General features: G+C 43.1%; 19 protein-coding genes. 11 read left to right on the forward strand and 8 right to left on the reverse strand.

The features are described from left to right. Positions 1-65 precede the first annotated feature (65 nt). Positions 66-989: an oxygen-dependent coproporphyrinogen oxidase gene (hemF, locus tag GKR61_RS15180; RefSeq protein WP_036949516.1), complete on the reverse strand. Its 924-nt coding sequence runs from the start codon at positions 987-989 to the stop codon at positions 66-68. 136 nt (positions 990-1,125) lie between these two features. On the opposite strand from hemF, the gene GKR61_RS15185 reads away from it, so the two are divergent. From GKR61_RS15185 to GKR61_RS15195, 3 genes are all read left to right on the forward strand, one after another. Next, the gene (locus tag GKR61_RS15185; RefSeq protein WP_036949558.1) at positions 1,126-1,557 is read left to right on the forward strand and encodes a GNAT family acetyltransferase; all 432 of its coding nucleotides are present in this window, start codon (positions 1,126-1,128) and stop codon (positions 1,555-1,557) included. A gap of 102 nt (positions 1,558-1,659) precedes the next feature. Next, on the forward strand, positions 1,660-2,244 hold the full coding sequence (locus tag GKR61_RS15190) for an RpoE-regulated lipoprotein (protein ID WP_154600222.1): 585 nt from the start codon (positions 1,660-1,662) through the stop codon (positions 2,242-2,244). Positions 2,245-2,480: 236 nt separating this feature from the next. After that, positions 2,481-3,377, forward strand: a complete 897-nt coding sequence (locus tag GKR61_RS15195; protein WP_036949519.1) for a Dyp-type peroxidase — start codon at positions 2,481-2,483, stop codon at positions 3,375-3,377. Between the two features lie 50 nt (positions 3,378-3,427). On the opposite strand, the gene GKR61_RS15200 is transcribed toward GKR61_RS15195, so the two are convergent. Together GKR61_RS15200 and GKR61_RS15205 are read right to left on the reverse strand one after the other, a co-directional pair. Next, positions 3,428-3,844, reverse strand: a complete 417-nt coding sequence (locus GKR61_RS15200; RefSeq protein ID WP_036949521.1) for a type II toxin-antitoxin system HicB family antitoxin — start codon at positions 3,842-3,844, stop codon at positions 3,428-3,430. Positions 3,845-3,897: 53 nt separating this feature from the next. Next, on the reverse strand, positions 3,898-4,083 hold the full coding sequence (locus GKR61_RS15205) for a type II toxin-antitoxin system HicA family toxin (RefSeq protein ID WP_071992125.1): 186 nt from the start codon (positions 4,081-4,083) through the stop codon (positions 3,898-3,900). A 279-nt stretch (positions 4,084-4,362) separates the two neighbouring features. Here GKR61_RS15205 and GKR61_RS15210 point away from each other — a divergent pair, with 279 nt between their 5' ends. The 5 genes from GKR61_RS15210 to cysM all read left to right on the forward strand — a co-directional run bounded on the left by GKR61_RS15210 (position 4,363) and on the right by cysM (position 9,132). Then, on the forward strand, positions 4,363-5,385 hold the full coding sequence (locus GKR61_RS15210) for a sulfate ABC transporter substrate-binding protein (protein WP_154600221.1): 1,023 nt from the start codon (positions 4,363-4,365) through the stop codon (positions 5,383-5,385). Then, on the forward strand, positions 5,385-6,215 hold the full coding sequence (gene cysT / locus GKR61_RS15215; protein ID WP_036949525.1) for a sulfate/thiosulfate ABC transporter permease CysT: 831 nt from the start codon (positions 5,385-5,387) through the stop codon (positions 6,213-6,215). The genes GKR61_RS15210 and cysT overlap by 1 nt, the downstream gene beginning before the upstream one ends. Then, a complete protein-coding gene (gene cysW, locus GKR61_RS15220) occupies positions 6,215-7,075 on the forward strand; it encodes a sulfate/thiosulfate ABC transporter permease CysW (RefSeq protein ID WP_036949527.1) in 861 nt (286 codons plus the stop codon). The genes cysT and cysW overlap by 1 nt, the downstream gene beginning before the upstream one ends. A gap of 2 nt (positions 7,076-7,077) precedes the next feature. Further along, positions 7,078-8,166, forward strand: coding sequence for a sulfate/thiosulfate ABC transporter ATP-binding protein CysA (gene cysA / locus GKR61_RS15225; protein ID WP_154600220.1), 1,089 nt, complete (start codon positions 7,078-7,080; stop codon positions 8,164-8,166). 81 nt (positions 8,167-8,247) lie between these two features. Continuing rightward, the gene (cysM, locus tag GKR61_RS15230; RefSeq protein WP_036949531.1) at positions 8,248-9,132 is read left to right on the forward strand and encodes a cysteine synthase CysM; all 885 of its coding nucleotides are present in this window, start codon (positions 8,248-8,250) and stop codon (positions 9,130-9,132) included. Between the two features lie 106 nt (positions 9,133-9,238). Here the strand turns inward: cysM and crr are convergent, their stop codons facing one another. The 5 genes from crr to cysZ form a co-directional block, all read right to left on the reverse strand. Continuing rightward, positions 9,239-9,748, reverse strand: coding sequence for a PTS glucose transporter subunit IIA (gene crr, locus GKR61_RS15235; RefSeq protein WP_006658610.1), 510 nt, complete (start codon positions 9,746-9,748; stop codon positions 9,239-9,241). Between the two features lie 48 nt (positions 9,749-9,796). After that, positions 9,797-11,524 (reverse strand): phosphoenolpyruvate-protein phosphotransferase PtsI, encoded by a 1,728-nt coding sequence (ptsI, locus tag GKR61_RS15240; protein ID WP_036949533.1) that lies wholly within the window; start codon positions 11,522-11,524, stop codon positions 9,797-9,799. 136 nt (positions 11,525-11,660) lie between these two features. Then, positions 11,661-11,918 (reverse strand): phosphocarrier protein Hpr, encoded by a 258-nt coding sequence (ptsH, locus tag GKR61_RS15245; RefSeq protein ID WP_006658608.1) that lies wholly within the window; start codon positions 11,916-11,918, stop codon positions 11,661-11,663. Between the two features lie 355 nt (positions 11,919-12,273). Beyond that, positions 12,274-13,230 carry a cysteine synthase A gene (gene cysK, locus GKR61_RS15250; protein ID WP_036949535.1) on the reverse strand — a complete coding sequence of 319 codons (957 nt, stop codon included), beginning with the start codon at positions 13,228-13,230 and terminating at the stop codon, positions 12,274-12,276. Positions 13,231-13,485: 255 nt separating this feature from the next. Continuing rightward, complete coding sequence (cysZ, locus tag GKR61_RS15255; protein ID WP_154639886.1) at positions 13,486-14,250, reverse strand: sulfate transporter CysZ; 765 nt, start codon at positions 14,248-14,250, stop codon at positions 13,486-13,488. A gap of 219 nt (positions 14,251-14,469) precedes the next feature. Between cysZ and zipA the strand changes: the two genes are divergently transcribed. The 3 genes from zipA (at position 14,470) to GKR61_RS15270 (ending at position 19,022) form a co-directional block, all read left to right on the forward strand. Beyond that, entirely contained in the window at positions 14,470-15,513 is a 1,044-nt protein-coding gene (gene zipA / locus GKR61_RS15260; protein ID WP_036949539.1) for a cell division protein ZipA, read from the forward strand. Between the two features lie 45 nt (positions 15,514-15,558). Continuing rightward, a complete protein-coding gene (ligA, locus tag GKR61_RS15265) occupies positions 15,559-17,595 on the forward strand; it encodes an NAD-dependent DNA ligase LigA (RefSeq protein WP_108478550.1) in 2,037 nt (678 codons plus the stop codon). A 242-nt stretch (positions 17,596-17,837) separates the two neighbouring features. After that, positions 17,838-19,022 (forward strand): NupC/NupG family nucleoside CNT transporter, encoded by a 1,185-nt coding sequence (locus GKR61_RS15270; RefSeq protein WP_036949543.1) that lies wholly within the window; start codon positions 17,838-17,840, stop codon positions 19,020-19,022. Positions 19,023-19,084 lie beyond the last annotated feature (62 nt).

Below are 19,084 nucleotides of genomic sequence, written 5' to 3' on the forward strand. Positions count from 1 at the left end.
AATATCTGCTAATTTTTATTATCAAAACTAGCAGATAGAAATCTGATTAATTACAGAAGTTTGTACTATTTATTGTGTGTGAGCCAATCTTTACCAGTGATCAAAAAGTCGGTATACAGCTTAGCTTCTGGGCTACCGGCTTCTGGATGGTAGTCATATTCCCAACGTACTAATGGCGGCATAGACATCAAAATGGACTCTGTGCGCCCGCCACTTTGCAAGCCAAAGAGTGTGCCTCTATCCCAAACAAGGTTAAATTCTACATAGCGTCCGCGACGATAAAGTTGGAATTGGCGTTCACGCTCACCCCATGGGATTTCTCGACGTTTTTCGACAATGGGTACATAAGCTTGTAAAAAGCCATTGCCGACATCTTGCGTGAATGCAAAACAAGACTCAAAGTCCCATTGGTTAAGGTCATCGTAAAATAATCCGCCGATGCCACGAGGCTCATTGCGATGTTTTAAGAAGAAATAGTCATCACACCACTGCTTGTATTTAGGGTAAACCTCCGTTCCGTAAGGCGTACAAAGTTCATTAGCGACGGTATGCCAATGGACAGCATCCTCTTCAAATCCATAATAGGGGGTCAAATCGAAACCACCACCAAACCACCATACGGGGTCGGCACCTTCTTTTTCAGCAATGAAAAAGCGCACATTGGCATGTGTGGTCGGTACATAAGGGTTGAGAGGGTGGATAACTAATGAAACGCCCATGGCTTGGTAGCTACGTCCTGCTAACTCCGGGCGATGTGCTGTCGCTGAAGCAGGCATTTTTTCACCTTTGATATGTGAGAAATTCACGCCAGCTTGTTCAAAAAGTGCGCCGTGGGTTAAAACTCGGCTGCGTCCACCACCGCCTTCAGCACGTTCCCAAGTTTGTTCAAGGAAGGTTTCTTTGCCATCTAATTCTGTGATTTTTTGGCAGATGGTATCTTGCAAGCTTTGCAAATAGGCTTTTATGCGTTCAATATCTGGGTAATTCATTGTTTTTTAATAGAACCGTCGGGAGAAATAAATTGGGTAAAGTATACCCCGTTGAGGTAAAAAAGGCATATTGATTATTGATTGTGTATCAAAAGCAGTGATAATGGCAGACAGTTTAGCTCAAACGGACAAGATGATGGAAATACGCATATTTCGCCAAAATGATTATGAAGAGGTGCTTACGCTGTGGGAACGCTGTCAATTGAATGAAATTTCAGGTGATCCTGAATTAGATATTGAGCGTAAACTACAGTGCGGTGCCGATCTTTTCCTTGTCGCCGAGGTATCGGGTGAAGTGGTCGGAACCATTATGGGGGGCTACGATGGAATTCGTGGTACCGCTGTGTATTTAGCTGTACATCCTGAATTTCGCGGGCGCGGTATTGCTAATGCGTTAGTGAGTCGTTTAGAGAAAAAATTGATTGCCCGTGGTTGTGGCAGAATCGAATTGTTGGTCAACGAAGAGTCTGATTCGGCAATCTGCATGTTTGAAAAAATGTTGTATGAAGAAGAGCAAGCTGAGCGTTTGATCTATTCAAAAAGATTGACTCACGAAGTGGATTTCTAAACTGCTGGTGATTATTTTCTTGAAGGTTTGGCTAAACAGCGTGAATCTTTTATGAAATGGACGGTCTCAGTATGCATTATATGACCCGCTAAAGAGGATGATATGTCCCAAAACGTATTCGTAACCCTATTTAAAGTTTCTCTACTTGGTGGCGCGGTGATGCTATCGGGTTGTGCTGGTAAAAGCCTATTTTCACCATCCACATGGTTTCATAGCCCTCTAATGATTTCAGAAGCGGGCGTGGGGGCAATCACAAGTCTGACGCCAATGGAACGTGATGTGATTAATAATCAACTTGATGACCGCTATGCCATACGTGGTGGCATGCAGCTTGAAAATGGAGAAATGGTTTCGGTGTTTCAAGCTATGAAAGATTTAGACGTTGAAGTCGAAGTCTTTGGTCCTGAAAAAGGCACCGTATCTCGTATTGTCGTGAATGATCCTGATATGCTCACTGAATGGGATACCCAAATTGGTACTGAGTTTAGCGACATTTACCAGAAGGCCTACGGATCATGTTCCTTAGGGGAAGCGGTTGATAATATACCGACAGTACTGTGTGTTGCACCGCAAAGTAGCAAAGTGGTTTATAAATTCAGCGGAAAATGGCAAGGTCCTGAGAATTTAATGCCGGCCGATGAAGTGTTGAAAACATGGAAAGTGTCGCAAATTATTTGGCATAAATAAGTTACTTAGCTAAAATTTTGGACAAAAGGCCGTAAGTTATTCGATTTAATAGGCAATAACTTACGGTTATAATCTACTGATAATATTGCTATTTATTCTTTTCTCTCGTCAGACCCTTCTAATATTTCCTAGACTGGCCAACTCTTGCGTTAAAACAAGGTGAAAATCATTATTAATGCGATAAACTAATTTAAAGTATAGGTTTGTGTAATTTATTCATTCTAAGGGGTTTATGCATGTCTCATTCCCAAAGTGGTATTTTGAAGGAACATAGTCGTTTTGGTATTTTTATTGAAGCCATGGTGACCGGGTCGCTCGAAGAGGTGAAATCAGGGTGCAAGATTTTTGTTGATGAATTAACCAAACTACAAGCAAAATTCCCTGATGATCGTCTTGGTGCAGTGATTGCATTTGGTTCAGATGTTTGGAAGCAGCTCGGACACTCAGCTGTTTCACCAGAATTAAAGCCATTTCGCACGCTCGGCAAAGGACTAGCGCCTGCGACTCAGCGCGATATGTTTATTCATATTCAATCATTACGTCATGATATTAACTTTTCTCTGGCGCAAGCCGCGCTAAAAGCATTTGGTTCATCCATTGAAGTGGTTGAAGAAATTCATGGTTTCCGTTGGGTTGAAGATAGAGATTTAAGCGGTTTCATTGATGGTACAGAAAACCCTCAAGGCGAAGAAATTGCTGAAGTGACGTTGATTAATCAAGGCGATGACATTGGTGGTAGCTATGTCATGGTACAACGCTATGAGCATGACCTGAAAAAATGGTCTCGTTTCTCTGAACATGAACAAGAGAAAATGATTGGTCGAACTAAACACGATAGCGTTGAATTAGACGAAGATGCACGTAATAAAACATCTCACGTTTCTCGCGTAGTGATTGAAGAAGAGGGCGAAGAGCTTTCTGTGATGCGCCATAGCCTGCCATACGGCACAGCAAGCGGTAAACATGGTTTATTCTTTATTGCCTACTGCGCAACCATCCATAATATTGAACAACAATTGCTGAGCATGTTTGGTGAAACTGATGGTAAATATGATGATCTGCTGCGTATGACGAAAGCCGTTTCTGGTAGCTATTACTACGCGCCATCAATTGAAAGATTATTATCCCTATAATCTTATCGCGATAATTCAAGCTGTCGCGGATAGCGGCAGCTTGAAAGCGTTTACTGATCGGTTTTTTGGAGTTCTTTACGTGCTGCGGCAGCAATGAATCCACTACGGCTTCCATACTCGGGATTGGCTTTAACTAGCGTATCAATACGATGCAGTAAGCGATGAGGTAGCGTAATATTAATCCTTTCTGCACGTCCATCATATTTATCCATGTCGATATCAACGAATAACCAAAGACCATTTTGATATTCATCTTTTGTACGATTTAGATGCTCTTGCTGAGATTTTGGCTCAGGAATTTCAAACCCCTTTTCACTTAATAATTCAAAGTGGGCATCGAGTGCTGATTTTGCATCAGTGTAAGCATTTTCAATATTGTCGCCAGCAAAAGTACAACCTTCAATATCTGGAAACCAACCACTCGCACTACCATCATGATCAATTTCAATAAAGGCTGGGTATAGCATGTTTTGTCTCCATAAAGATAGCGCTCGGAGCGTGTTAAAGAGCGCGTCTTTAATTAATGTTTCAGTTTAGCCGCCTTAAGGATTTGATTAAGTGTGCCTATCTTTAAATCCTTTCGAGGATGCGGGACTGTGATAACAATTGAAAAGTCTGGATGAGAAAATTGGTGATGACTTCCTTTAACTCGCTCTAATTTCCATCCATTATTTTCTAACAAATTTATCAGCTCCGAACTTTTCAAGATCCCTCCATTTCGTCAACTGACATACACACGATACACACCGCAATTAGGTTTGGCAAGTATGCATGTTTATTCTTAACGTTTTATTCTAGGCTTAAATGAACCTTCCTCATTACATTAACATCTTAAATTTCCTCTGAATTTTATGGCTTATTGCTATAACCTCTTTGTTATTCCAACTTGATATATCAAAAGATGATTGATAACTACAAAGTTATAACCAAAACATATACATTGTTTTTTAGATTATGTTTGGGTTTAGTCACGAGTAGGGATCATATGAAAAAATCAATTTTTAAAAATACAGGCTTAGCGAGTTTGGCGATGTTTTCGTTAATGAGTAGCGCATCCCTGACGGCGGCTGAATTACTGAATAGTTCCTATGATATTTCAAGAGAGCTATTTGCGGCGTTAAACCCTGAATTTGAAAAGCAGTGGGCGCAGGAAAACCCTAATGATCCACTGACAATCAAGCAGTCTCACGCGGGCTCATCGAAGCAAGCGTTGGCCATTTTGCAAGGGCTAAAAGCGGATGTGGTGACGTTTAACCAAGTGACTGATGTGCAAATTCTCCACGATAAAGGGCAATTAATCCCGGCAGATTGGCAAGCGCGTTTACCGAATAATAGCTCCCCTTATTATTCGACAATGGCGTTTTTAGTTCGTAAGGGCAATCCGAAAGGCATTAAAACGTGGAACGACCTTGCACGCAGTGACGTGAAACTGGTATTTCCAAACCCCAAAACGTCGGGAAATGGTCGCTATACCTACCTTGCAGCATGGGGAGCATTTAACCAAGAAAATGGTAAAGATAGCCCTAAAACACGCGAAAAAATGCAGCAATTCCTGAAAAACGTTGAAGTGTTTGATACGGGCGGTCGTGGTGCAACAACCTCATTTATCGAGCGAGGGTTAGGGGATGTTTTAATTAGCTTTGAGTCTGAAGTGAATAACATTCGTAGCCAATATGGCGAATCCGACTACGAAGTGATTGTGCCTCCGGTCGATATTTTGGCGGAATTCCCAGTCGCGTGGATTGACAAAAATGTGCAAAAAAATGGCACAGAAAAAGCGGCAAAAGCCTACTTAAATTACCTCTACACCCCCGAGGCACAAAATATTATTACTCGCTTTAATTACCGCGTGAATGACAAACAGGTGATGGAAGCGAATAAAAGCAAATTCCCGTCAACTCAGCTGTTTACGGTGGAATCACAATTTGGCAATTGGAACAATGTGATGAATGACCACTTTTCGACGGGAGGGGAATTTGATCAACTTATGGAACAAGGTCGTCGTTAATGCGTAAATCAGGAAAGCGGTTTTTACCCGGTTTCGGACTGACGTTAGGTAGTAGCTTGTTTTTCGTCTGTTTGATTTTGTTATTGCCTTTAAGCGCTCTCGTGGTGCAGCTTTCCGATATGACATGGCAGCAGTATTGGGCTGTGATCAGTTACCCTCAAGTGGTTGCTGCTTATAAAGTAACTTTATTGGCGGCTCTGGTCGCAAGCCTATTTAATGCGGTTTTTGGCATGTTGCTGGCATGGATTTTAACGCGTTATCGCTTTCCTGGTCGCTTGTTCCTAGATGGATTGGTGGATTTACCTTTCGCGCTTCCTACGGCGGTCGCTGGGCTGACTCTTGCGACCTTATTTGCCACATCGGGCTGGTATGGACAGTATCTGCATCAGTTCGATATCAAAGTGGTAAATACTTGGTTAGGTATCGCCGTCGCGATGGCTTTTACCAGCATTCCTTTTGTGGTCAGAACGGTTCAGCCTGTACTGGAAGAGTTAGGGCCTGAATACGAAGAAGCTGCACAAACGCTAGGTGCAACACGCTGGCAAACGTTCCGCCGTGTTGTATTACCTGAAGTTTCTCCTGCACTAATAGCGGGAACCGTTTTATCTTTTACACGCAGCCTTGGTGAATTTGGGGCGATTATTTTTATCGCCGGAAACATTGCGTGGCAAACGGAGGTGGTCTCCTTAATGATTTTCAGCCAATTGCAGCAGTTTGATTACCCTGCCGCTAGTGCGATTGCCTCGGTAATTTTAGCGGTATCACTGCTTCTTTTATTCACGGTGAATGTAATCCAAAGCCGCTTTGGTAAACGCTTAGGGGGGCATTAATGGGACAAGTCACACCATTTCCAGTCACTCAACGCAGAAATATCAACTGGGGAAAATGGGCACTCATTGGAATTGGGCTATTTTTCTCGGTATTGCTGCTGGTGGTGCCAATTATCTGGATTTTTATCACGGCATTTGAGAAGGGATTAGGTGAAGTACTCGTCAACTTAAGCAACCCAGACATGCTCCATGCCATCGGGTTAACGATTCTTATCGCGTTGATCACAGTGCCTGTTAACTTGGTTTTTGGCGTGATGTTGGCGTGGTTGGTGACGCGTTTTCAGTTTCCAGGGCGCCAGTTGTTATTGACCTTAGTTGATATTCCTTTTGCGGTTTCGCCGGTCGTGGCAGGGCTACTCTATTTACTCTTTTACGGTTCGAATAGTTGGTTTGGTGGCTGGTTAGAAGGCTTTGATATTCAGGTGATGTTTTCATGGCCGGGAATGGCGTTAGTGACTATTTTTGTGACATGCCCATTTGTCGTCAGGGAGCTAGTGCCATTGATGCTAAGTCAGGGAAGCCAAGAGGACGAAGCAGCAACATTATTGGGTGCGTCAGGTTGGAAAATGTTTTGGCGAGTCACTCTGCCAAATATTCGCTGGGCGCTGCTTTATGGCGTGGTATTAACCAATGCGCGTGCCATTGGCGAATTTGGTGCGGTGTCTGTGGTATCGGGCGCTATTCGTGGTGAAACTTACACATTGCCTCTGCAAGTTGAGTTGCTTCATCAAGATTACAATACGGTAGGTGCGTTCACGGCTGCGGCTATTTTAGCGTTATTAGCGATTATTACCTTGATTGTGAAAAGTGCTTTGCAATGGCATTTAAGCCGGCAGCAAACTGAGTCAGGAGTCCATTAATTATGAGTATTGAAATTAATCATGTTGGTAAATTGTTTGGTAAAACATCAGTGCTGAACAATATCTCATTGGATATCGGCTCAGGGGAAATGGTGGCATTGTTGGGGCCATCTGGCTCTGGGAAAACCACCTTGTTGCGGATTATTGCGGGGCTAGAGCAACAAAGCCACGGTTCGTTACGTTTCCATGGTCAAGATGTAAGCCAAGTCCATGCGAAAGATAGGCATGTTGGTTTCGTTTTCCAGCATTATGCGCTATTTCGCCATATGACGGTATTCGAGAATGTGGCGTTTGGTTTGACGGTATTACCTCGAAAACAGCGACCCTCAAAAGCAGCGATTAAGCAAAAAGCAATGGCGCTGCTTGAGATGGTGCAATTAGCCCATTTGGCTGAGCGTTTTCCTTCTCAGCTTTCTGGTGGACAAAAACAGCGGGTAGCATTGGCAAGAGCATTAGCGGTAGAGCCGCAAATTTTGCTGTTAGACGAACCGTTTGGTGCACTAGACGCGCAAGTGCGTATTGAATTACGTCGTTGGTTGCGTCAGCTTCATGAAGAGTTGAAATTCACGAGTGTATTCGTGACTCATGACCAAGAGGAAGCGATGGAAGTTGCAGATCGCATAGTCGTGATGAGCCAAGGGCATATTGAACAAGTCGGTACTCCAAATGAAATTTGGCAATCACCGGAAACGCGTTTTGTGCTTGAATTCATGGGGGAGGTTAACAAAATCCCTGGACAGATCCGCGGTTCACAGTTGCAGATAGCGAACTTTACCTTCCCACTCGCGCAGGTTAGTGCTCAGCAAGGGGAGGTTGATGTGTTTATTCGCCCTTGGGATATTCGTTTGCAGAAAGAAAGGGATGAACAATACCAATTGCCAGTAAGGATCATTGAATCAGGCCCTCGCGGCCATTTTTGGCAATTAACGGTGCAACCTTTAGGTTGGAGTGAGGAAACCTTGTCCGTGGTATGGCAGGATGCGCGTACTGTTCCTACAAGGGGCGAAAATTACTACCTCGGCAGCCAACAAACACAAATTTATCAGGGTAAAGAGCCATTATTTTTCCCCTCTCTAGCTAAAAGCGCGTAGATTAATAAGGGGTGATTGATTTTAGAATTAATTGTTAATTATATTATCAATCAATAAAAAATTATTATAAGGAAAAACACAGTGTCAACGTTGGAACAGTTTATTGGTCATACGCCGTTGGTTCGCTTGCAACGTCTAACGGAAGGTTTGGATGCTGAAATCTGGGTAAAGCTTGAAGGAAATAACCCTGCCGGTTCAGTAAAAGATAGAGCGGCATTTTCGATGATCAACGAAGCCGAAAAACGCGGGGAGATCAAACAGGGAGATACGCTTATTGAAGCCACCAGTGGCAATACAGGGATCGCTTTAGCGATGATTGCTGCGGTGAAAGGTTACAAACTGAAGCTGTTAATGCCGGATAACATGAGCCAAGAGCGTAAAGCGTCTATGCAAGCTTATGGTGCAGAACTTATTTTAGTGAGTACGACAGTAGGAATGGAAGGGGCGAGGGACTTAGCTCAAGAGATGGCAAAGCGAGGCGAAGGGAAGGTTTTAGACCAATTTAATAACCCTGATAATCCTTTAGCCCATTTTAAAACTACAGGACCCGAGATCTGGCAACAAACAGCAGGGCGAATTACCCATTTTGTGTCTAGTATGGGGACAACAGGCACCATCACTGGTGTGAGTCGTTACTTAAAAAGCCAATCACAAGATGTGGAAATTGTGGGCTTACAACCCGCTGAAAAGAGCCAAATCCCAGGGATTCGCCGTTGGTCTCCAGAATATTTACCGGGGATTTTTGACAGCGAATTAGTGGATACTGTACTCGATATTAATCAGCAAGAAGCTGAAGACACGATGCGCGCTTTAGCAAAACGTGAAGGTATTTTTTGTGGTGTAAGTTCAGGTGGTGCGGTAGCGGGTGCGTTACGAGTAGCAAAAGAGAACCCTCATGCCGTGATTGTGGCGATTATTTGTGATCGTGGTGACCGCTATTTGTCGACAGGTGTTTTTGATAAATAAACGTTTGTTGATAGAACGTCTAGAAAATAGAACCCAACAAAAAACCACCAGGGCAAAAATGTCGCTGGTGGTTTGTTATTAAGCTGCTTTTTAAGGTTTAGCGCAATTATTTCTTAATACGCATAATGACTGTTTCACCCACAGTCACGGTACCGCTTAATTTATTCAGCTCTTTGATCTCGTCCATATTTGAAATAACAACTGGAGTCAGAACTGATTTTGCTTTTTCTTCTAACAGGGCTAAGTCAAACTCAATGACAACGTCGCCTTTTTTCACAGATTGACCTTCTTCTGCGATACGTTTAAAGCCTTCGCCTTTGAGTTCAACAGTATCAATACCGAAGTGAACAAACAGTTCGATACCATCATCAGATTCAATAGAAAACGCATGGTTAGTTTCAAAGATTTTACCGATTGTACCATCAACCGGAGCCACAATTTTGTTGCCAGAAGGCTTGATAGCAATACCGTCACCAACAATTTTTTCTGCGAACACAACGTCTGGTACATCTTCAATATTGACTATCTCGCCTGATAATGGCGCGATGATTTCAATATTGCCACTGCTACTCTTGTCTTCCGAAACTAGTGATTTCAGTTTGTCAAACAGACCCATGGACCTTCTCCTAATCGTTTTATATGGGACCGAACTAATGTGCTGCTGTTAGCATAACGTTTTTTCTTGGATAAAGGTATCGACAAGTTTCATCAATTCATCGGCTGTTGGTTGAGCAAGTGCTTGTTCCGCTAGCGCTTGAGTATCTGCAAAATTCGCATTACGAATAAGCTTTTTGATACGAGGAATTGAGATTGCGCTCATACTAAATTCGTCCAGACCCATGCCTAACAGCAATAAGGTCGCACGTTCATCACCTGCTAATTCACCACACATACCCGTCCATTTACCTTCCGCGTGAGAAGCGTCAATCACTTGTTTAATCAAGTTCAAGACGGCTGGAGACATCGGATTATAAAGGTGTGAAATCAGCTCATTACCACGGTCAACCGCTAAAGTGTATTGAGTGAGATCATTCGTCCCAATACTAAAGAAATCAACTTCCTTCGCCAAATGATGTGCAATGACTGCCGCAGCTGGCGTTTCCACCATAATACCGACTTCAATCGCTTCATCAAAGGCTTTGCCTTCTTCTCGTAGCTGCTCTTTAAGCATCTCAAGTTCTGCTTTCAGTTCTCGAACTTCTTCGACAGAAATAACCATCGGGAACATGATACGCAGTTTACCAAATTTAGACGCCCTTAAAATAGCTCTTAATTGAGAGTGTAGAATTTCTTTGCGGTCAAGACAAATACGAATTGCACGCCAGCCAAGGAATGGGTTCTCTTCCTTCGGTAAGTTCATGTAAGGTAAGTCTTTATCACCACCAATATCCATTGTACGTACAATCACTGCTTGGCTGCCCATGGCTTCTGCTACAGCTTTATACGCTTGGAATTGCTCTTCTTCTGTTGGCAGAGCGTCTCTGTCCATGAATAAGAATTCAGTGCGGTATAGACCCACACCTTCTGCGCCATTACGCTCAGCACCTGCGACATCACGCACAGTACCGATGTTTGCACAGACTTCAACTTGATGACCGTCTAAGGTCATTGCTGGTAAATCTTTTAATTTCGCCAGCTCTTCTTTTTCTTGTAGGTATTCATTTCTGAAGGCTTTCAGCTTATCAATTTCGCTTTCAGATGGATTGAGGTAAATGGTGTTGTTCACGCCATCTAATACAATAAAATCACCGCTTTTCACTTTGCTGGTCGCATCGGTGGTACCGACAATCGCAGGAATTTCCAGTGAACGAGCCATGATAGAGGTATGGGAAGTACGACCACCGAGGTCAGTGATAAAACCTAATACTTTGTCTAAGTTTAACTGAGCAGTTTCGGATGGAGTCAAATCAGGGGCAACTAAAATAACTTCTTCGGTGATTGCGCTTAAATCGACAATCGGCATATTAAGAATATTTCTGAGCAGGCGTTTACCAATGTCACGTACGTCAGCGGCACGCTCTTTCAGATATTCGTCATCTAATGCTTCTAATGCTTGAGCTTGGTCTTCAATGACTGAGTAAACCGCCGCATCCGCGGTTTTTTTATCGCCTTTGATGAGAGAAATAATTTCTTGCTCTAATTCTTCATCTTCCAGCAGCATGATATGACCTTCAAAAATCTCAGCTTTTTCCGCACCAAGATTTTTTTCTGCTTTATCTTTGATAAGGCTAAGCTGCTCAGCTGATTTGTTACGTCCATCAATGAAGTTTTGGATCTCTTTATCAATTTGCTCGTCAGTGATTTTACGGGTGCTGACAACAATAGGATCTTCTTTGAGGATGAGAGCCTGACCAAAAGCAAAACCTGGGGATACTAAAATTCCTGAAATCATAATATTACCTTACTACTGATAGGAGATTTGATGTTGCAGAGACAACAGTAGATATAAGTGATTAAGCAGGTGTCCCCGAATAAATTATTCAGGGACAGGGAATTATTACGTTAAAACAAGATGGCAAAGTGAAACGTTATTCTAATTCGCCCATCAGTTTAACTAAAAATTCAACTGCTTGTTGCTCATCTTCACCTTCAGCAGAAATGGTGACTACGGTGCCTTGGGTTAAACCTAATGTTTGTAGTTTGAACAGGCTTTTTGCGCTAGCTGACTTGCCGCCTGAACTCAGAGTAATGTCTGAAGTGAACGCTTTTGCTTCTTTAACGAATTGAGCCGCAGGACGAGTATGTAAACCGTTAGGTGCTGTAATAGTAACTTCTTGCTGGAACATAATATTTCCTCAGTGATTTTAAGATTTTTATGATGACACAGCCTATTGTAGATGAAATATGCTGAGCATGCGTATAATTTAGATTATCAACGATTCATTTGGTTTTCTACTTTGTTTGGTATCAACCAAATTATCATTTATTTAGCTTAAATTTCACACAACGCTTTTAGTGGGTATTTTGCCATTCAATAGATGAGTGACTAAAAAATGATTAATTTCGAGGTGTGAAATAATTACTATGTTTAATACTAAATGCCGGATAATAAATCATCCCAATCCGTGCTAATCTATGATCTCACCCACAAAAAAAGCACCTAATTGGTGCTTTTTTAACGTAATGTTAACCTAACAATCATTATTCGGCATTAATATCTGCAAACAGTGCGGTGGATAAGTAACGCTCTCCTGAAGACGGAAGAATGACCACAATATTTTTGTCTTTATATTCTGGTAGTGCAGCAAGTTTAGCGGCTGCCGCAATCGCAGCACCCGAAGAAATACCCGCCAGAATACCTTCTTTTTCCATTAACTCACGAGCGGTTGAAATTGCTTCGTCATCAGTAATTTGCAGGACTTTATCAATAATAGAAAGGTCTAAGTTGCCAGGGATAAAACCAGCACCGATTCCTTGGATTTTATGGGGGCCCGGCTTAATTTCTTCACCCGCAAGAGCTTGAGTGATTACTGGGGAAGTTGCGGGTTCAACGGCAACCATCACCACATCTTTTTTCCCTTTTGTCTGCTTTAAATAGCGTCCAATACCTGTGATAGTCCCGCCAGTTCCAACACCAGAAACAACGACATCCACGTTGCCATCAGTATCATTCCATATTTCAGGCCCGGTCGTTTTCTCGTGAATGGCTGGGTTGGCTGGGTTACTAAATTGCTGTAATAGCAGATACTTACTTGGGTTGCTGTTGACGATTTCTTCCGCTTTCGCAATAGCGCCTTTCATACCTTTGGCGCCTTCAGTCAGGATTAAATTAGCGCCAAGGGCTTTTAGAAGTTTACGGCGTTCTACGCTCATGGTTTCTGGCATGGTCAGCGTTAGTTTATAACCACGAGCCGCGGCCACGTAAGCGAGGGCAATCCCCGTATTTCCGCTTGTTGGCTCAACCAGTTCTTTATCTTTTGTCAGGATGCCTTTTTTCTCTGCATCCCAAATCATGTTCGCGCCCACACGGCATTTCACGCTGAAGCTTGGGTTACGAGATTCCACTTTTGCCAAAATATTACCGTTGCCAAAATGCTGTAAACGCACTAATGGAGTATTTCCAATGGTCAACGAATTATCTTCATAAATTTTGCTCATGGGAGATCCTTAAAATTAACGGTTAGCCAAGAATTAGGTGTGTTTTCAAAATTGAATATGAATTCAACATACTCGAACATCTGATTATTGCAAATATGATTTAACGCTAGAATATAACCATGGGTTATTTAAAATTGCATTATTATAACTAAGATGGAATGTTTGATATCGGGCGAATTTGAGAGTAGGAGCAGTGGAGAAGGATATGCAGATAGGTACCTGCATATCCCTAGAAAGCGTTAGTTTTGATGAGGGCTAATAGCGAGCATAACGAGCGCGATAACGGTCAACCCACATTAAGGTTGCGCCACAAACTGCAACCGGCATGATGACTAAATTCAAAATTGGGATCATCATTAATAAGCTGACGGCACCACCAAATTGAACATTATTCACTCGGTCTTTTGAGAGTGCTTGCTTCATGTCGTTAAACCCAACTCGATGGTTATCAAATGGGTAATCGCAATATTGAATAGACATCATCCAAGCGCCGAACAGGAACCATAAAACGGGTGCAACAGTTTGTCCAATACCGGGAATAAAGAACAGCACCAATAACACGATGGCTCGTGGCAAATAGTAAGCAATTCGCACAAATTCGCGTTTAATCATGCGCGGTACATCTTTTAGCAATTCTGCCATTCCCGTATCAGGTGCAGGCTTACCAGTCAATTCAGCTTCTAAATGCTCTGATAGCCAGCCGTTAAACGGAGCCGCGATGATGTTGGTAATCGTGCTAAAGAAATAGCTGAAAATCAGTAAGATAGAAATGACGGCAACAGGCCAAATCAGATAGTCAAGCCATTGTAGCCAGCTAGGGATGTAGCTCATAACCTGCTCAATCCATCCGCCAAGCTTGCTGTATAACCACCAAAAAGCGCCACCAAGCAGCAGAATGTTTGCTAATAGGGGTAAAATAACAAAACGCTTAATGCCAGGACGAGTGATTAGTCGCCACCCTTGTGAAAAGTAATAAAAACCAGAGTGATTTTTTTGTGGCGAAAATGTCGATTGGGTCATACTTCTTATTATCTCCTTTGCGGGTGAGCATGTATCATATAGGTATGAAATTACACTGACTAGTGATAATTTTGTTTAAAAAAGCAGCAAACGAAGGCGGAATATTCTCTTTCTTGTAAGAAAATCGTTCTGAGGGTTGCACTTAGAGCAATTGAGAAATAATCTTAAGGTAGTTTCCGCCGTGATGGCATCATTATTCATCAACTAGAGATAGCAGCGATGCAGGATTTGCGTCTAATATTAGTGGTCGTAGGTGCGATAGCCATTGTCGCTTTATTACTGCATGGTTTATGGACCAGCCGTAAAGAGCGCTCTAAGTTATTTCGCGACAGACCTGTAAAACGTAGAAAGAATGACACGCAGGAAAGTTCATCAGAATATGATGATTCTGCTCTGTTTACTGAAAATCAACCGGTACAAAAAGCCGCTGTTGAAGATCAGCCTATCTATATGGTGAAAGAGGAGCCGCGTGCTGAGCCTGTCTCTCAACCCCATACAATTCAACGTGACGCTGAGCCTGAGTTTAATTTAACTGCGGAGCACTCACCACAGCCTGCTTCAAAGCCAGTTAAACCAACAGCTTCTGAGCCTGTGTTTGCTCCACATGTTGATAATCGCCATGCCCCTGAGCAATTGACGATTAATATGGCAGATGAAGCTGATTTACAAGAGCATGTTTCAGAACCTGTACGCATTCATACAGAGCCGAAAATCCATGTTTCTGCACAGCCAGAGTCTGTACCACAAGTCTCTGCTCATCAAGAAGCGGTACAACCTGTGGCTCAACCTCATAGTGAAGTAGAGCATGAAGCACCAAGTGCATCAGTAGAAAAAGCGGCAGTTGCAAGTGAAAAAGAAATTGTTCTGGTACTGCATGTTGCAGCGCATCACGGGCAGGTTCTTGAAGGTGAAGCATTACTGCAAAGTATTCTTCAAGCGGGCTTCCAGTTCGGTGCCATGAATATCTTCCACCGTCACGTTCATCCAGCGGGATCGGGTCCAGTATTATTTAGTCTGGCAAACATGGTGAAACCAGGATCATTTGACCCAGAAGCTATGTCTGATTTCACCACACCGGGCGTCTCTATCTTTATGATGGTGCCGTCTTATGGTGAAGCTAGCCAGAACTTTAAATTAATGCTCCAAGCGGCACAACGTATTGCATCAGATGCAGGTGGTGTTGTGTTGGATGATGAACGAAAAATACTGACACCTCAAAAAATAGAGGTGTATCATGCAAGAATTCGAAATACATTAAGTTAATTAAAACCCCCGACTCAGGGGGTTTTTTATATCTATTGGTGAAACATGACGACGAAACAAACCCCAGACGCACTCACGCAAAAAATAGACGCGCTAAAACAACAATTGCGCCATCACGAATACCTCTATCATGTTATGGATGCGCCAGAAATTCCTGATGTGGAATATGACAAACTGATGCAGGAACTTAAAAGCCTCGAAGCGCAGCATCCAGAACTGATCACCACAGATTCCCCAACCCAGCGTGTGGGTGCCGCACCATTAGCTGCATTCGATACAGTTCGCCATGAAATTCCCATGCTCTCTTTAGATAACGTGTTTGATGAAGAAAGCTATCTCGCATTTGATAAACGCGTGAAAGACCGACTGCATAACCACACTGAATTAACATTTTGCTGCGAACTCAAATTAGATGGTTTAGCCGTCAGCTTGCTGTATGAAAATGGTGAGTTAGTTCAAGCCGCTACCCGTGGTGATGGTACTGTTGGTGAAAATATCACGGCTAACGTACGCACGATCAAAGCGATTCCGCTGCGTTTACGGGGGGATAATATTCCTGCCCGTGTTGAAATTCGTGGTGAAGTTTTTATGCCTCAAAAAGGCTTTGAGGCCATGAACGAAGAAGCGCGTAAAACGGATGGTAAGATTTTTGCTAACCCACGCAATGCGGCGGCGGGTTCCCTTCGCCAGTTAGACCCGCGTATTACCGCTAAACGCCCATTAACCTTCTACTGCTATGGTGTAGGGCTGGTGGAAGGCAAAACATTGCCAGATACCCATTACGAGCGCTTGATGCAATTTAAAGCGTGGGGGTTGCCAGTGAGTGAGCATGTACAGCTACGTGTTGGTTGCCAGCAAGTGCTCGATTTCTATCACCATGTTGAAAAAATTCGCCCGACGCTCGGTTTTGATATCGATGGTGTCGTGATTAAAGTGAATGATATTGCCACTCAAGAAGAATTAGGTTTTGTTTCCCGGGCACCACGCTGGGCAACGGCGTTTAAATTCCCAGCTCAAGAGCAAATCACATTACTAAAAGATGTCGAGTTCCAAGTGGGGCGCACAGGGGCGATTACGCCCGTGGCTCGATTAGAGCCAGTGCAAGTTGCGGGTGTTGTGGTGAGTAATGCCACACTCCATAACGCGGATGAAATTGACCGTTTGGGTGTTCGCATTGGGGATACTGTCGTGATCCGCCGAGCAGGGGATGTTATTCCTCAAATCGTGAGTGTCGTGCTGGATAAACGCCCTGCGGATAGTCGTGAAATTTTATTCCCAACCCATTGCCCAGTCTGTAATTCGGATATTGAGCGTATCGAAGGGGAAGCGGTGGCTCGCTGTACAGGTGGGTTAACCTGTGGCGCTCAATTAAAAGAATCACTGAAACACTTTGTTTCTCGCCGTGCGATGGATGTCGATGGGATGGGGGATAAAATTATTGAGCAGCTGGTCGACGCGGAATATGTGAAAAATGCGGCGCAGCTCTATCAATTATCAGCGGGTAAATTAACCGGCCTAGAACGAATGGGACCGAAATCTGCACAAAAACTCATTGATGCGCTCGAAAAATCCAAACAAACGACACTGGCTCGCTTTATCTATGCATTAGGGATCCGTGAAGTGGGTGAGGCGACAGCGGCGAACCTCGCAGCACATTATGCATCATTAGATGCGGTGATGGCGGCGGATGAAGAATCACTGAAAACCGTTCAAGATATTGGTGAAGTGGTGGCAAAACATGTGGTGCATTTCTTCCGCGAAGAGCACAATCGCCAAGTTATTCATGATTTACTGACCATCGCGAACATCCACTGGCCTGAAGTGAAAGTGATTAACAGTGCTGACATCGATAGCCCATTTGCTGGAAAAACAATCGTACTTACTGGATCGATGTCAACGCTTTCTCGCGATGAAGCTAAGGATAGATTGATTGCCTTAGGCGCGAAAGTCGCGGGTAGTGTATCGAAAAAAACTGACTTGGTGATTGCCGGTGAAGCGGCGGGTTCAAAGTTAGCGAAAGCGACAGAATTGGGGATAAAAGTCATTGATGAAGAAGAATTAATTCGTTTGCTGAATATCTAATCGTGACCTATATTTAATGCGCAATGCCATTATCGTCCGTCGTGATAATGGCATTTCTTATTTTCTGGCTAACATTTTTACAGTTGTTATTAATGTGTTACTCATGAAACGTGATCTGGTCGTGACTTTTGACAGATAGGCTGAGTCAGTTTTCATATTAATGTGACGTTAATCTCATTTAAATGTTGTCTATTACATAGAATATGCGCATAGACTGATTCGTAACTTTGTTGGAGTCAAATATGACCTCGATCCTGCACTTTATTTTATCCATCGTCATCATCGGCGCTCTCGCTATTTTAGCGAGTAGTAACCGTAGAGGGATCCGCCCTCGCTATGTTATTCAATTACTTGTGATCCAAATTGCACTCGCTTACCTGTTCTTAAAATCAGGTATCGGTGAGTCTTTCGTTCTTGGTGTTGCTGGCGTATTTACCCATTTATTGGGTTATGCGGCAGAAGGGACCAAATTTATCTTTGGCGGAATGATTGAAGGCAACTTAGCATTCTTCTTCCTACAAGTATTGTGTCCAATTATCTTTATCTCTGCACTGATTGGTATTTTACAGCACATTAAAGTCCTGCCTTTCGTTATCCGCATCATCGGTACGGTGCTGTCGAAAGTAAACGGCATGGGTAAACTTGAGTCATTCAACGCAGTAAGTTCATTACTGTTGGGTCAGTCAGAAAACTTTATTGCCTATAAAGACCAATTAGGCAGCATGTCAGAAAGAAGAATGTACACCATGGCGGCAACGGCGATGTCTACCGTTTCAATGTCCATCGTGGGTGCATACATGACCATGTTAGATCCAAAATATGTGGTTGCCGCTTTGGTCTTAAACATGTTTGGTACATTCGTGGTGTTATCGCTGATCAACCCGTACCCACCAGAAGGGGAAAAAGAGATCCAAATGCGCAGCCTGCATGAAGGTCAAAGCTTCTTCGAAATGCTGGGTGAATATATTCTTGCTGGGTTTAAAGTTGCGATTATCGTTTCTGCGATGCTGATTGGTTTTATCGCCCTGATTGCGATGGTTAACGGAATCTGCTCTGCTATTTTCAATGTTAGCTTCCAAACTATGCTGGGCTATGTGTTCTATCCATTTGCTTGGATGTTAGGTATCCCTGCGAATGAAGCGTTACAAGTTGGCGGTATCATGGCAGTGAAAATGGTGACCAACGAATTCGTGGCAATGGATGGCTTAAAAGCCGTAGCATCGGGTTTATCTGACCGCTCTGTGGGTATCTTATCTGTATTCTTAGTGTCATTCGCTAACTTCTCTTCCATCGGTATTATTGCTGGTGCTATTAAAGGGTTAGATGAAAAACAAGGTAATACCGTTGCACGTTTTGGTCTGAAATTACTGTACGGTTCAACGCTGGTAAGCTTCTTATCTGCTGCGGTGGTTGGATTAATCCTGTAGTTATTACGATAAAAAGTGTTACAGTGAGAAACGGCATTCAGTGAATGCCGTTTTTTTTATAT

The sequence above is a fragment of the Providencia sp. wls1916 genome (assembly GCF_009706585.1).
In the GTDB taxonomy this organism is placed as follows: Bacteria; Pseudomonadota; Gammaproteobacteria; order Enterobacterales; family Enterobacteriaceae; genus Providencia; species Providencia lanzhouensis.

What these genes read in the sequence shown, in the direction of transcription:
- cysK (WP_036949535.1), bottom strand. Translation starts at nt 13,230, where the DNA reads ATGAGCAAAATTTATGAAGATAATTCGTTGACCATTGGAAATACTCCA.
- ptsH (WP_006658608.1), bottom strand. Translation starts at nt 11,918, where the DNA reads ATGTTCCAGCAAGAAGTTACTATTACAGCACCTAACGGTTTACATACT.
- GKR61_RS15270 (WP_036949543.1), top strand. Translation starts at nt 17,838, where the DNA reads ATGACCTCGATCCTGCACTTTATTTTATCCATCGTCATCATCGGCGCT.
- cysZ (WP_154639886.1), bottom strand. Translation starts at nt 14,250, where the DNA reads ATGACCCAATCGACATTTTCGCCACAAAAAAATCACTCTGGTTTTTAT.
- cysA (WP_154600220.1), top strand. Translation starts at nt 7,078, where the DNA reads ATGAGTATTGAAATTAATCATGTTGGTAAATTGTTTGGTAAAACATCA.
- cysT (WP_036949525.1), top strand. Translation starts at nt 5,385, where the DNA reads ATGCGTAAATCAGGAAAGCGGTTTTTACCCGGTTTCGGACTGACGTTA.
- GKR61_RS15200 (WP_036949521.1), bottom strand. Translation starts at nt 3,844, where the DNA reads ATGCTATACCCAGCCTTTATTGAAATTGATCATGATGGTAGTGCGAGT.
- GKR61_RS15210 (WP_154600221.1), top strand. Translation starts at nt 4,363, where the DNA reads ATGAAAAAATCAATTTTTAAAAATACAGGCTTAGCGAGTTTGGCGATG.
- GKR61_RS15190 (WP_154600222.1), top strand. Translation starts at nt 1,660, where the DNA reads ATGTCCCAAAACGTATTCGTAACCCTATTTAAAGTTTCTCTACTTGGT.
- cysW (WP_036949527.1), top strand. Translation starts at nt 6,215, where the DNA reads ATGGGACAAGTCACACCATTTCCAGTCACTCAACGCAGAAATATCAAC.
- crr (WP_006658610.1), bottom strand. Translation starts at nt 9,748, where the DNA reads ATGGGTCTGTTTGACAAACTGAAATCACTAGTTTCGGAAGACAAGAGT.
- hemF (WP_036949516.1), bottom strand. Translation starts at nt 989, where the DNA reads ATGAATTACCCAGATATTGAACGCATAAAAGCCTATTTGCAAAGCTTG.
- zipA (WP_036949539.1), top strand. Translation starts at nt 14,470, where the DNA reads ATGCAGGATTTGCGTCTAATATTAGTGGTCGTAGGTGCGATAGCCATT.
- ligA (WP_108478550.1), top strand. Translation starts at nt 15,559, where the DNA reads ATGACGACGAAACAAACCCCAGACGCACTCACGCAAAAAATAGACGCG.
- ptsI (WP_036949533.1), bottom strand. Translation starts at nt 11,524, where the DNA reads ATGATTTCAGGAATTTTAGTATCCCCAGGTTTTGCTTTTGGTCAGGCT.
- GKR61_RS15185 (WP_036949558.1), top strand. Translation starts at nt 1,126, where the DNA reads ATGGAAATACGCATATTTCGCCAAAATGATTATGAAGAGGTGCTTACG.
- GKR61_RS15195 (WP_036949519.1), top strand. Translation starts at nt 2,481, where the DNA reads ATGTCTCATTCCCAAAGTGGTATTTTGAAGGAACATAGTCGTTTTGGT.